The organism is Variovorax sp. ZS18.2.2 (assembly GCF_024701975.1).
In the GTDB taxonomy this organism is placed as follows: domain Bacteria; phylum Pseudomonadota; class Gammaproteobacteria; order Burkholderiales; family Burkholderiaceae_C; genus Variovorax.
Window position 1 is genome coordinate 354,561 of sequence record NZ_JANLNM010000004.1, and the last position, 13,171, is coordinate 367,731.

Genomic DNA, 13,171 nt, shown 5'->3' on the forward strand with positions numbered 1-13,171 from the left:
CGGTAATTGTTTCACAAAAGCATCATATTCCGTCGATAGAGTCGTGGCCGTTCGGGATCATCCTGCATCCCGTAAATATTCAATGCGGCGACGGAATCAAAGAAATGATGAATCGGAAAAATGCGGCAGCAAACTCAATCGACCTGAATGAACTGGCTCGCGTACCGGAAACCCGGCGGCGAGAATTGTTGAAATTGATGATTGCCGGCTCCGCGGCGGGAATTGCAACCCTGTCGGGTTGCGGCGGTGGTGGTGGTGGCATCGGAACATTTCCGATTTCGGGAGTGGGCGGTTCGCCGGACACTGGAGGTTCGACGCCTCCCGGTCAAACCCCTCCCAATCCGGATTCTCCTGCGCAAAAGATCTCCAGCTTCACCATTTCCGTGCTGCCGGACACGCAGTTCTATCCCCGTTATGCATCGGAAAAAATGGGAGAGCTATACCAGAAGCTGTATCCCCATATCAATCCGCAGTACGACAATCCATTCAAGACCCAGACGCAATGGATTGCACAGAACGCCCGGCAATTGAAAATGCCATTCACGATCCATCTCGGAGATATCGTCGATCAGTCGTGGTATTACAAGGCAGAAGGATCGACGCCGTGGAGCGATTCAACCGATCTGGTGGGCAATGGGCAATTGAGCAACGGCCAGGTGACGAAGGAATGGGAACTCGCAAGCCAGGCCATGCAGGTGCTCGAGGTGGCCAAATGTCCTTATTCGATTTGCGCCGGCAATCATGATGTCGGTGCCATTGGCAGCGATATGCAATGGGGTCCCGATTGGGGCGTGGGCGTGACAGGTTTCGCCAATAACGACGGTTATCAGGATGGTGGCAGCCATCGGGCCGGACTTTTCGAGCCCTATTTGCAGGTTTTCCCGGCGGAGCGCGCCAGGAAGCAGGCCACTTTCGGCGGCCGGCATGCCTCCGGATTTCACGAATACCATGTTTTCCAGGCGGAGGGAAATCAATTCCTCGTGCTCTCCATGTCGTGGAGAGCGTCGGACGACGCCATTGCCTGGGCGAACCAGGTCATACAGACGCACAAGGACACCCCGGTCATTCTGGTGAACCATCAGCTGGTAGGCATCGGGACGGACGGTAAAACCGCTGCGGACACCGCTTATTCGAATTACATGTGGGACAAGCTCATCAAGGGCAACGACCAGATTTTCATGGCCGTGAGCGGTCATTACCACGGCTCCTGCGGCGCCGTGAAAAAGAATTCATTCGGCAATGATGTTCATTTGATGGTCGTGGATTACCAGATGGCCTATATGGGCGGCAATGGCCTCATGCGGATGTTCGAATTCGATCTCACCAACAAGAAAATCATTGCCAGTTCGTTTTCTCCATGGGTGCCTTTGAAGCCCGCGGATGCGCTCAATGATTTTGACGCCGCGTGGCTGACGGACACCAATCAATCTTTTTCTCTGGACATTGATTTCGTCAAAAGATTTTCTTCTTTCAACGCCAGTTTCTCCGTGCCCGACGGATCGTCCGAAACCGCTTTGACCGATGCGGCCAAGCAACTGATATTGACCAACTACAGCCAGCCGCCGCAAAAATCCGCCAAGCTCCCTTCGGGCACGGAAGATTACCCCAAGGTCGATGGAACCCTCGCGCACTGGCGCTTCTTCAATTCGGCCGCGGCGGAAGGTGATCTGTTTCCCTGGCAGGCAGGGCAGCAAATTCCGGATTCATCGACCGGCGCCAAAAATCCTGTTTCGGTGAATACTTGGATGGGGAAATCGGGCGACCTGGTGTGGTCCAAAAGCCATCATCCGCTGTCGTCCGCGCCTGGAAGCCTGCGTTTTCTGAATGCAACCAAAACCCGGTCGGCCTATTTCACCACCGATAAAAATTCGGCTTTGAATGTGGAGACTTTCCCCAATGGCTACACCATCGAGGCTTTTGTCAATATCGACCCGGCCTTCGACGCGAACCTCAATGGCTGGATGGGGATCATCTATCGCCTGGGCGCGCGGTCGCAATTGCCGGGATTCGACTCCGGCGACGGCGATTGCGCCCTGATGTTCGCCTTTTCGAACCTGATGGAATTCCAGTGGGAAATCGCTCCGACGGATCAAAACACCAATCTGACCTGCTGGTCCGGCGGTGTGTCGGCGGGCCAATGGCTGCACGTGGCCATCGTCAATGATCCGGCCGCGTCGTATTCGACGACCATGTATGTGGAAGGCGCCCCGGTTCTGCGCAACAACACGAACATGAAAGGCATTCGCTATGTGGCCCCCACGCAGCAGATAGCGATCGGCTGCGGTCAATGGGACGGCAACATGTCCACGGGTTTCCTAGGAAACATGGGTGAAATCCGCATCGTTGGCGCACCGCTTTCCTCGGACAAGTGGCTGACGGCACGGGCATCCTGAAGCGCTTTGGGCATCTTCGCCATGTCGCCGGGTCGGCCCGCAATGTGCCATTGCACATCGCGCTTCACCCGGCGCTGTACTTCCGCGATCGCACAACCGATCCGGATCGTCTAGCGGGGACTTGAGTAGACGCTCCCCTGGGTCAGGCAGATGTCGATCTGCCTTGACCAATGGTGGCGCGTGCCACCCGAGCGACGATCTGCTTTCTCCGGGACGGCACGCTGTGCATTCAATGCGTTGCCGCGCGACTCGAGCAGGCGCAGGCACTGGAGAAAGATGTCGTGGTTTTCGGCATCGAGGCCTTCGAGAAGATCGATGTTGAGGCTGGCGATGCGAGGGAACAACTCGTCGAAGAGTTGTTGACCGGCATCGCTCAATTGCACGTGGACTTCGCGGCCGTCATCGGCGTTCTGGCGCCGTTCGATCAGGCGCTTTTCGAAAAGACTGCGCAGGCCGCGCGATGTGCGCACGCGGTCCAGCTGCAACTGCTCGGCGAGCGCCGAGGGCTTGATCTCTCCGACCTGCGCGAGCATGCCGATCATTCCCCACTCGCGATGCGTGATGCCGAAGCCGCCCTCCACGATGCGCGTCGCCATGGCCGTGCTTGCGCGCGTGGCACGCCACAAGCGGTAAAGCAGGAGGTCATCCAGTGCGCGCGGCGCGCGCAGTGCTCTCGTATCGGGAAAGGCTTGCATGTGGGTCAAGGCTCGCGACGAAGCTGCCGGTAGTTAATTAGGTCAATTGATCGTTATGTTTTTATAACCATCAACGGACGACATGCTGCGGCAACTTGGAGCGAACGGCGAGCTTTTTTTCGCAAAGTACACAGCGCTGACGGGGATGTCAGCCACCGTTCAGGGTTTTGTTTGAGGGGCGTACCTCAAATACATCCCGGGTGCGCACTCGTGGTGCGCCGCATGCGCCCCCGATTGGTGCCTAAAGCTGCCGGGAAAGTTGGAGAAGCATCGAAAAAAGCCGGCTCGAACCCGACGACAACAACAGAAAGAATCCCATGCTCGATCTGAATGAAGTAGCGATGTTTGTGCAGGTGGCTCGCAGCGGCAGCTTTGCCGAGGCGGCAAGACGGTTGAGCGTACCTTCCGCCACGGTGAGCCGGCGCATCCAGCAACTCGAGGCGCGGCTGGGCACACGGTTGATGCAGCGCTCGACCCGCAAGCTCACGTTGACGAGCGCGGGCGAATCCTTCCACGAGCGATGCGGCCCGGCGGTCGAGGAACTCATCGAAGCCGGTCAACTGCATGTGGCGGACAACGCGGAGCCGACTGGCATGGTGAGGGTGGCTGCGCCAACCAGTTTCTTCGACTTCTTTCAGATGGAATGGGTGGAGACGTTTCTGGCCGAGCATCCGCTGGTGCGCCTGGACTTCGTGCTCAGCGATCTTCTGGTCGACCTGATTGCGGATCGCATCGACATCGCATTTCGCGGCGGACCCTTGCAAGACTCCAGCTACGTGATCCGGCGAATCTTCGCGAGCCATGGCGAACTGATCGCCAGCCCTTCCTACCTGGCGGCGAATGGCATGCCCGCCGACCTGGAAGAACTGCGCGAGCATGAATGCGTGGTGCAGTCCAATGCCGGCGGCAGCGTCACGTGGCACCTGCAGGACATGGATGGCATGCAGAAGGAGGTGCGCGTGAGCGGGCGTTTCAACAGCAACGCACAAGAGGTCCTGCGCAAGGCCGCGTGCGCCGGCCTTGGCATCGCGGCGCTGCCGTCGGTCCTGACCGCATCGGATATCGCGGCGGGCAGGCTGGTGCGGGTGCTGCCGCAGTACACGCGGGCCGGTCGTGGGCTGAGCGTCGTCTATCCCAGTCGCCAGCAGCGCCCGCTGGCGGTAGCGGCATTCGCCGACATGGCCGTGGAAAAACTGAGCCAGCAGGAATGGGCGCCCGCATCTGGTGCACCCCGTTCGGCCACGCCATTGCCCTGAAAAATGAGTGGCTGCATTTCATTCATTGGTCTAGTCGAAAGCATTCATTCTTGCAAACAATTGTCACATCAGTTTCTTAACGACACCGGCAAGAGGCTGGTTTTTTGTGGCAAGGAGGCGGCAATGCAAGTTCGGCTTTTGAAGACAGCGAGGCGGCAGCGTGCGACCGTCATCGCGGGCCGAGGCATCGCCGGCTTCACGTTGATCGAAGTGATGGTCACCGTGGCCATCGTGGCGATCCTTTCGGCGATCGCCTTCCCCAGCTATCGCGACTATGTGCTGCGCGGCCAGCTCGTCGACGGCACCAACGGCCTGTCGGTCATGCGTGCGGACATGGAGCGCTACTACCAGGACAACCGGACCTATCTCAAGACCGGGGACTTCGTTCCGCCGTGCACCGCGACCGCTGCCCGCGCCAATATCGTCGGCACCTTCCAGTTGTCTTGCGCCTCCGCGCCTGCGGCCACGTCGACGACGTACACGCTGCAGGCCGTCGGCAGCGGACCCACCGACGGATTCACTTTCAAGGTGGATCAGCTGGGCGTTCAAGGCACCACGGTCAACAACAAGACCGGCTGGACGGGCTGCGACAAGGCCTGGGTGACCCGGCGAGGCCAGGCGTGCCCGAAATGAAAGACCGCATGGCACGCGCAGCGGGATTCACGCTCATCGAGATGATGGTGACGATCGCCTTGATGTGCATCCTGACGATGCTCGCCATGCCGTCGTTCACCACCTGGGTCGCCAACAACAAGGTGCGCACCGTCAGCGATTCGCTGCAGAACGGCTTGCGCTTCGCGCAGTCCGAAGCATTGCGCCGCAGCCGGCCGATGGTCTTCTCGCTCACCAACAGCGCCGCGCCCGACAAGAGCCTGACCGCCGCGGAAAACGGCAGCAACTGGTCGATCAACGTCTCCAAGTCGAGCCTGGATGCGAGCAGTGCGTTCGTGCAGGCTGGCGTGCTTCCCGACGTTGCATCCGGCGTCAGCATCACCGGCCTTGCGGCCATCTGCTTCAACGCCATGGGGCGCCTTGCCGTGAATCCCGATACCGGCGTGAACGGTGCGAACTGCGGCACCGGCTCGCCGGTGTTCACCTACATCGTCAATGCGACCGGCTCCGACCGCCCCCTGCGCGTGCTCGTCGGCCTGGGCGGGCAGGTCCGCATGTGCGACCCGGCCCGCAAGCTCGCAGATTCCCCTGACGGCTGCCCATGAAGAAAAGTCTCCGCAAAGCCTCCGGTGCGAGGCAGTCGGGCGTCGCCTTGCTCGAAGTGCTCGTCTCCGTCCTGCTGTTCTCGCTGGGCATCCTCGGGCTGATCGGCCTGCAGGCGCGTGCCATCAGCCTGTCGACGGACGCGCAGGATCGCAACCGTGCCGCATTGCTGGCCAACGATGTCGCCAGCGCGATGTGGCTCGGCAAGTCGGTGGCGGTGGACACCGGCGCGAACTCGGTCTGGCAGAAACGTGCGAGCGATACAGCAGGTGCGGGCTTGCCGGACGGTCTCGTGACCGTCACCGCGGTGACCGGCACCACCAACAGCGCCGACATCCTCGTCACCTGGAGGGCGCCTGGCCGCGTGGTCGCCGATCAAGACAGCAAGCTCACCACGCGGGTGACCCTCCCATGAAGCAGCGCGGTCTCACGCTCATCGAACTGCTCGTGGCCATGGTCATCGGCCTGATCGTGACGCTGGCCGTGACCAGCATCGTGGTGACGGGCGAGACCCACAAGCGCATCACCACCTCGACCAACGACATGGAGCAGGCCGGCGCGTACGCAGCCTACGTGCTCGACCGCGCGGTGCGCAGCGCCGGCTCGAGCCTGGTCCAGTCGGTGCAGCCGACGGACCGGGGCGTGTTCGGCTGCAAGCTCAACGCGGCCGCCAAGTTACCGGCCACCGGATTTCCCGCGCCGTTCAAGAAGGCCTTTCTGACCAAGGCCGCGTCCGACCTGCGGGTGGCGCCCTTGCTCATCGGCAAGAGCCAGTCCGACACCGGCTCCGACGTGCTGGTCGTCATGGGCGGCGATGCGGTGGCCGGCGGCGTGCCGCGCGGCCTGACGGACCCGGGCAGCGCCAACACGCTCGCGATGGACAACACCGTCGGCGTGTCGGTGGACGACCTTGTGCTGGTCAGCCAGCAGGGCACGACGGACTGCCTGCTCGAACAGGTCTCGGGCGTCGCGAGCAAGGTGCTGACGCTGGGCGGCAACTACTACACGGCCGGCAAGTCCACCTCGCTGGAGACATTGGCGGCCAGCACTTCCACCTATGTCACGCCGCTGGGCAATCCCGCGAACGGCAACGTGCAGTTCCTGCTCCTCGGCGTGGGCGACAACCGCACGCTGGTCGGCTACGACCTGCTGCTGGGCGCCGACGGCGCGACGCAAGCCCTGGCCGACGGCGTGGCCGAACTGCATGCCATCTACGGCGTGGACAGCAACGGCGACGGCATTCTCGACAGCTGGGCGGACCCGGGCGCCGCGGGCTTCGACATCGCCGCCGTCATGCAGACGCCGGAGACGATGCGCAAGATCGTCGCCGTTCGCATCGCGCTGGTCATGCGCAGCGCGAACAAGGAGAAGGAGACCGTGTCGTCCGCCACGCTCAAGCTCTTCGGCGACGACTTCCAGGACGCTTCGAAGAATCCGGTCGCACAGACCGTGACGTTGAGCGACGACGAGCGGCACTACCGCCACCGGGTCGTCGAATTCACCATCCCGCTGCGCAACATGCTGCTGCTGCCATGAAGATTTCAAGCGCCTTCCCGCCCGCGCGACGCCAGCGCGGCGTCGTCCTGCTGCTGTGCCTCATCGTCCTCGTCATCCTGCTGGCCGGTGGTGTCGCGGTGGTGCGGTCCATGAACACGTCGCTGACCTCCGCCGGCAACCTGGCCTTCCGGCGCGACCTCGTGAACCAGGGCGAGCGGGCCGTGTCCTTCGTGCTGGCCAACAAGCTGGCCAGCGGCGGCGCGCTCGCGAACGCGACCGACGACCTGCCGGGCGAAAACTTCAAGGCGACCAAGCTGGACACCAACACGCAGGGCGTGCCGCTGGCGTTGCTGGACGACAAGACCTTCGCCACCGTCGGCAAGGCCTCCAACGACATCGCCGACACGGTGGCGCAGGTTGACATCCGCTACGTGATCGATCGCCTCTGCAGCAGCACCGGACTGGCCACCAGCACCAACTGCGTGCAGTCGTCCGCGGCCCCGGCCGGCGGCACGGCCAGCCCCTCGCCGCCGCCGACGCCACCCACCGCCACGATCTACCGCCTGAGCCTGCGCGTCAGCGGTCCGCGCGACACGCAGGTGTTCATGCAGTCGACGTTCACCAAGCCAGACCAGGAAGGCACCGCATCCCCATGACACGCGCTTTTTGTCGTTCATCGACTGTGGCCTCGCGCATCGGTGCGATCGCGGCCGTCTGTCTGGGCGTGTCGTGCACGGCCGCGCTGGCGGCGACCGCGAAGCTGTCGGACCAGCCGGTGTTTGCCTCATCCGATGTGCCGGGCAATCTTGCGTTGGCGCTGTCGGTGGAATACCCCACTGCGATCAGCGTGGCGAACCTCAACGACTACGCGGATGCCACCGAGTACCTCGGCTACTTCGATCCGCGCAAGTGCTACACCTACCAGTACGTCAAGCCGGCGGAGAAGAAGGGCGCCGCGTCCGACAGCTACTTCCAGCCAGCGGGCGCGGCCACCGGCACCAGCAAGCACAGCTGCTCGGGCCAATGGAGCGGCAACTTCATGAACTGGGCCACGATGCAGACCATCGACCCTTTTCGATGGGCACTCTCGGGCGGCTACCGCAGCGTCGACACGACGAGCGAGACCATCCTGGAGAAGGCGTGGGGTTCCAGCCAGGGCAACCTGACCAACTTCCCGTTGCGGGGAACGGACCAGGGCGCCGGGCACAGGCTGCCAAAGGCGTTGGTTTCCTCGGTCACGCCGTTCAGCAACTGGAGCAACTTCAACGCGAACATCTGGTCGCGCGGCAACACCATGGTGTTCACCGGGACAGGCAACTCCACCGGCACGGGAGACGACCTGAAGGACGTCGACGCTGCCAACAAGCAGAAGAAGGCGGACGCCGTCTACCAGGTCTATGTGCGCGTCAAGGTCTGCGACACGTCGGCCTCGGCCGGCGGCGTGGAAGCCAACTGCGTCAAGTACGGCACCAACTACAAGCCGGAAGGTTTGCTGCAGCAGAACGCCAACAAGATCCGCTACGGCACCTTCTCGTTCCTGAATGCTGGCGGCATAGCGCAGCAGGGCGGCGTGATGCGCGCGCCGATGGGGTTCATCGGCCCGACGTATCCACAGCCGCTGTCCACCGCGGTGGTCACCAACACCCGCGGCGAGTGGGATGCCACGACCGGCATCATGAACACCAACCCCGACGCTGTTTCGGCCACCGCGAGCGGCGTCACGCAGAGCGGGGTGATGAACTACCTCAACAAGTTCGGCCAGTCCGCCAAGAACTACATGATGTATGACAACGTCAGCGAGCTCTACTACGCGACCGTGCGGTACTTCGAGAACCTGGGCAACGTGCCCGAATGGACCAACTCGGTGGCAGCGAACGTGGAGGGCAGGGAGGCCAAGCTCGACGGTTTTCCTGCGGTGACGGACTGGAGCGGCAAGGACCCCATCGCCTATTCGTGCCAGAAGAATTTCATTCTGGGCATCGGCGATGACCACACCCACTACGACTACAACGTGGGCGGAAGCGCCGTGACGAGTTGGCGGGGCAATCCCGCGGCGGTCGCCGCGGACTCGCTGAACAAGGCGGATGCGTGGACGAAGAACCTGCAGGTGCTGGAAGGTTTCAAGACACCGACGCCATGGTGGAGCAACGGCGGCAGCGATACGACCTACTACATTGCCGGTCTGGCCTACGGCACGCACGTCAACGACATCCGCCCCGACCTGGCCGGCGTCCAGAACATTTCCACCTATTGGATGGACGTCATGGAGTACCAGCGGGCCGAGGACCTGAACCCGTACTACCTGGCGACCAAGTACGGCGGCTTCAGCGTGCCCGCGAACTACGACCCGGCCAACACCACCGCGCCGCTGGCGCAGGAATGGTGGAACACCTCGGGCGACAGCATCGACATGAACGGCAACAAGCGCCTTCGGCCCGACAACTACTTCCTGGCCGGTAACGCAGGACAGATGGTGAGCGGCCTGCGAGCCGCATTCACCGACATCGCCAACGCCATCAAGGCCTACACCACGTCTTTCTCCCTCTCCACCGCGCAGGCCGCTTCCACCGGCAGCGCTTCCTATGCGTCGCAGTACGACTCCAAGGGATGGACGGGCGTGCTCACCGCCAGCAAGCTCACCTTCGCCAGCGACGGCACGCCGTCCGCCGCGCCGGTCTGGACCACGAGCACCACGCTCGAGGCGCAACTGGCCAACGGCGGCTGGGACACGGCGCGCCGCATCGCGACATGGGACGGCAGCAAGGGCGTGGCCTTCCGCGCCGGCAGCGTGACGTCGGCACAACTGGCCGCCCTCGCGCCTGCCTACGCCCCCACCACGACCAGCACCGACTACCTCAACTACCTGCGTGGCGATCGCAAGAACGAAGGCACCTCGACGGTGGCCGGAAGCACGCGGGCCCTGCGCAGCCGGGCCCTGCTGCTGGGCGACATCGTCAATGCGAAGGTGATGCCTGTCGGGCCGCCCGGCACCGGCTATTCGGAGAAGAGCAACCCGGGCTACACGGCCTTCAAGACCAAGTGGGCCGCGCGTCCCACCATGGTCTACGTCGGCGCCAACGACGGCATGCTGCATGCATTCAATGGCGCGCTCGACGGCGCCACCGCCGGAGTCGAGCAGTTCGCCTACGTGCCGGGTGCGCTGTTCCAGGGGCCGAACGGCACACCGCAGGTGGATGGACTGGCACAGCTTGGAAGCCCCAAGTACGCCCATCGCTACTACGTGGACGCGACACCGCTGGCCTTCGACATCGACCTCAATAGCGCCGGCGGCGCATTCACCACCGCGAGCAACGGCAACGGCGCCGATTGGCACAGCCTGCTGATCGGCGGGCTGGGCAAGGGCGGCAAGAGCTACTACGCCATCGACGTGACCGACCCGGCAGGCATGGGCAGCGAAGCCGCGGTGGCCGGCAAGGTGAAATGGGAGTTCACCGACGCCACCATGGGCTACAGCTATGGCGCGCCCACAGCCGTGAAGACGAAGAAATACGGCTGGGTCGTGATCCTCACCTCGGGCTACAACAACAGCGACGGCAAGGGCTACCTGTACATCGTCAATCCGAAGACCGGCGCGTTGCTCGAGAAGATGGGAACGCCCACGTCCTCCAGCGGCCTCGCACAGGCGTCCGCCTATGTCGCCGACCATGCCGACAACACGGCGGATGCCGTCTATGCCGCGGACCTCGACGGGCAGCTCTGGCGCTTCGATCTCACCGCCGCCAAGGGCAGCACTGCCGCCTACCCGGTGCCGACCTTGCTGGCCAGGCTCACTGATTCATCCGGCAACGCGCAGCCCGTGACCACCGCGCCGTTGATCGAGATCAACCCTGTCACGCGCAAGCGCTTCGTGTTGCTCGGAACCGGCAGGCTGCTGGACGCCTCGGACGTGAATTCGAAGGCGCCGCAGTCGTTCTACGCCATCGTCGACGGCACGGCCGGCAGCTTCAATGCCGTGACCGATCCCATCACGCGCAGCCAGCTCACGAAGGTGGACGACGTGATCAAGGGCATCAGCCTCTCGAACACTTCGCCGGGCTGGTATCTGGACATGGGTGTCGATACCAGTGTCAGCTGGCGCCTGGTTTCCAACCCGGCGGCCTTCAACGGCATCGTGGCTTTCTCCAGCCTGCTGACCACCGGCGACGCCTGCAGTCCTTCGGGGCAAAGCCGGGTCTATGCCATCAACTACGGAACGGGAAGCTCGGTGCTGCTGCCCTCCGGAACCGCCTATCAGAGTTTCCCCAGCGCCGTCACCGACCTGCGATTCGTGAGCGTGGATGGGTCCGCCCGCATCATCGTCGGGACGGATGGGAGACCGGTGCCCGTGAAAGCCGATCTGACCAAGGGCATCTCGCTGCGTCTCTTGAACTGGCGCGAAGTACCGGCGGTGAACTGATGCGCAGCTGCGTGTGCAAGGGAGGCGAGACATGACCGTTCTGAGACTCGGTGTCTACAGGTTGCCCGCGCCCGAGGCGGCCGTGATCCGGACCATCGTCCAGCTGTATGCGAACGACGTGGCCTTTCCGTGGACCATGGTCAATGCACCGCCGTACGACGCACTGCTTGTCGACGAGAGCGCGACGGCAAACGAGCGCGCCGAGTTCGCCCGCACGGCCGGCGCCGTGCTCGCGCTCACGCGCAGGAATTCCGGTGGCTCGCCCCATACGCTGGAGCGTCCGATACGGGCCGACAAGCTGCAGCAATGGCTCAAGAGCACCGAGCGCGCATTGCTGGCCGCGCGGTCCACGCGCTCGGCGATGGAAGAGCAGTCCGCGCTGGAGATCGAGGTTTCCTATTCGGTCCGCTTCACGCTGCGGCGCTGGCCTTCGGCCCTGCTGTTGCGCAACGACCCCGACAAGGTGCGGATGTCCAGCCTGCTGGCGCGCCGCACGCTGAGCGCCATCGAACTGGCCGAACTGGGCGAGATCTCTCTTCCCCGGTGCGTCACGTTCCTGCAGACGCTGCGCTCGGCGGGCATGCTGGAGCTGCATGTGGCACCGGCTGCCGCAAGGGGGCACGCGGAACTGCCGTACCTCCCGATCACTTCAGCCCCGGTGCGCAGCGAGTTCATGCGCGGCCTCATCGGCGGCATCCGTCGCCGGCTGGGCCTCGGAGCAACGCCATGAGGGAATACAAGATCCTCTTCACGGGCTCCGTGGGCGCCGGCAAGACGACTGCGATCGGTTGCGTGAGCGATGCGATGCCGGTCATGACCGACGTGCTCAACTCCGACACATCGATCGACAAGGAGCGCACCACCGTGGGCCTGGACTTCGGCCTGCTCACGCTGGAGAGCGGGGACCGCGTCCGCATGTACGGAACGCCCGGGCAGCCGCGCTTCGAATTCCTCTGGAAGATCCTGGTGCGCAACGCGCTGGGCGTGATCGTTCTGATCGACAACTCGCGGCCCGATCCGCTGGCGGACCTGGCCATCTACATGACCGGCTTCTCCGAAGCGCTTCGCACGATGCCTTGCGTCGTCGGCGTGGGGCGACTGCTGGCGCATCCGGTGCCGACCCTGGACGACTACGCGGAAGCGCTCGCCGCAAAGGGCCAGGTACATCCGATCCTCGAAGTGGACGTGCGAGACAGGAGCGACGTGCTCCTGTTGATCGACACGCTGCTGGTGCAACTCGAAGCCGATTGTGGGAGAGAGACAAAGTGATTGATCGACAAGACCTGTCCCGTACGGCAGCCGCGCATGCGCAGCGCGAGGCACGCAAGCTGGTCGACGAACTGGACGGCGTGACGGCCGTCGTGGTCGCGACCATCGACGGCTTCAATGTGGCCTCCGCGGTCATCGGCGATGCGGACCCCGCCCGCGTCGCGGCGATGGCCAGTTCCATCGTGGCCATTGCCAGCGTTGTCTCCGAAGAGGCGCGCCTGGGCCGCCACAAGAGCGTGATCGTGCAGACGGAGTCGGGCTTTGCCGTCTTTTGCAGCGTGCCCCGGCGCGACGTCGAACTCGTCATCAACGTGCTCGCCCGCGATGCGGCCGTGCTGGCGCTGGTGGCCTATCGGGCCGCGCAGCTGGCCAGGACCCTCACCGACGCATGACCCACCGAGCGGCAAGGCCGCATTTTTTCGAACCGCT

General features: G+C 63.5%; 12 protein-coding genes. 11 read left to right on the top strand and 1 reads right to left on the bottom strand.

Annotated features, from left to right (window positions below; genetic code table 11):
- The first annotated feature begins 104 nt into the window (after positions 1-104).
- Positions 105-2,393: a LamG-like jellyroll fold domain-containing protein gene (locus NU688_RS18520; RefSeq protein ID WP_257862254.1), complete on the top strand. Its 2,289-nt coding sequence runs from the start codon at positions 105-107 to the stop codon at positions 2,391-2,393.
- A gap of 110 nt (positions 2,394-2,503) precedes the next feature.
- On the opposite strand, the gene NU688_RS18525 is transcribed toward NU688_RS18520, so the two are convergent.
- Complete coding sequence (locus tag NU688_RS18525) at positions 2,504-3,088, bottom strand: MarR family winged helix-turn-helix transcriptional regulator (RefSeq protein ID WP_257862255.1); 585 nt, start codon at positions 3,086-3,088, stop codon at positions 2,504-2,506.
- A gap of 317 nt (positions 3,089-3,405) precedes the next feature.
- On the opposite strand from NU688_RS18525, the gene NU688_RS18530 reads away from it, so the two are divergent.
- The 10 genes from NU688_RS18530 (at position 3,406) to NU688_RS18575 (ending at position 13,134) form a co-directional block, all read left to right on the top strand.
- The gene (locus tag NU688_RS18530) at positions 3,406-4,344 is read left to right on the top strand and encodes a LysR family transcriptional regulator (RefSeq protein WP_257862256.1); all 939 of its coding nucleotides are present in this window, start codon (positions 3,406-3,408) and stop codon (positions 4,342-4,344) included.
- Positions 4,345-4,467: 123 nt separating this feature from the next.
- Positions 4,468-4,977 carry a type IV pilin protein gene (locus tag NU688_RS18535; RefSeq protein WP_257862257.1) on the top strand — a complete coding sequence of 170 codons (510 nt, stop codon included), beginning with the start codon at positions 4,468-4,470 and terminating at the stop codon, positions 4,975-4,977.
- 8 nt (positions 4,978-4,985) lie between these two features.
- Positions 4,986-5,561 (top strand): GspH/FimT family pseudopilin, encoded by a 576-nt coding sequence (locus NU688_RS18540; RefSeq protein ID WP_257862258.1) that lies wholly within the window; start codon positions 4,986-4,988, stop codon positions 5,559-5,561.
- Positions 5,558-5,974 (top strand): type IV pilus modification protein PilV, encoded by a 417-nt coding sequence (gene pilV, locus NU688_RS18545; protein ID WP_257862259.1) that lies wholly within the window; start codon positions 5,558-5,560, stop codon positions 5,972-5,974. The genes NU688_RS18540 and pilV overlap by 4 nt, the downstream gene beginning before the upstream one ends.
- Positions 5,971-7,095: a PilW family protein gene (locus NU688_RS18550; RefSeq protein WP_257862260.1), complete on the top strand. Its 1,125-nt coding sequence runs from the start codon at positions 5,971-5,973 to the stop codon at positions 7,093-7,095. Before pilV ends, NU688_RS18550 begins: the two co-directional genes overlap by 4 nt.
- Positions 7,092-7,712, top strand: a complete 621-nt coding sequence (locus NU688_RS18555; RefSeq protein WP_257862261.1) for a hypothetical protein — start codon at positions 7,092-7,094, stop codon at positions 7,710-7,712. The genes NU688_RS18550 and NU688_RS18555 overlap by 4 nt, the downstream gene beginning before the upstream one ends.
- A complete protein-coding gene (locus NU688_RS18560) occupies positions 7,709-11,473 on the top strand; it encodes a pilus assembly protein (RefSeq protein ID WP_257862262.1) in 3,765 nt (1,254 codons plus the stop codon). The genes NU688_RS18555 and NU688_RS18560 overlap by 4 nt, the downstream gene beginning before the upstream one ends.
- A 31-nt stretch (positions 11,474-11,504) precedes the next feature.
- Positions 11,505-12,203 (top strand): hypothetical protein, encoded by a 699-nt coding sequence (locus tag NU688_RS18565; protein ID WP_257862263.1) that lies wholly within the window; start codon positions 11,505-11,507, stop codon positions 12,201-12,203.
- Entirely contained in the window at positions 12,200-12,742 is a 543-nt protein-coding gene (locus NU688_RS18570) for an ATP/GTP-binding protein (protein WP_257862264.1), read from the top strand. The genes NU688_RS18565 and NU688_RS18570 overlap by 4 nt, the downstream gene beginning before the upstream one ends.
- Positions 12,739-13,134: a roadblock/LC7 domain-containing protein gene (locus NU688_RS18575; protein WP_257862265.1), complete on the top strand. Its 396-nt coding sequence runs from the start codon at positions 12,739-12,741 to the stop codon at positions 13,132-13,134. The genes NU688_RS18570 and NU688_RS18575 overlap by 4 nt, the downstream gene beginning before the upstream one ends.
- The last annotated feature ends 37 nt before the right edge of the window (positions 13,135-13,171 follow it).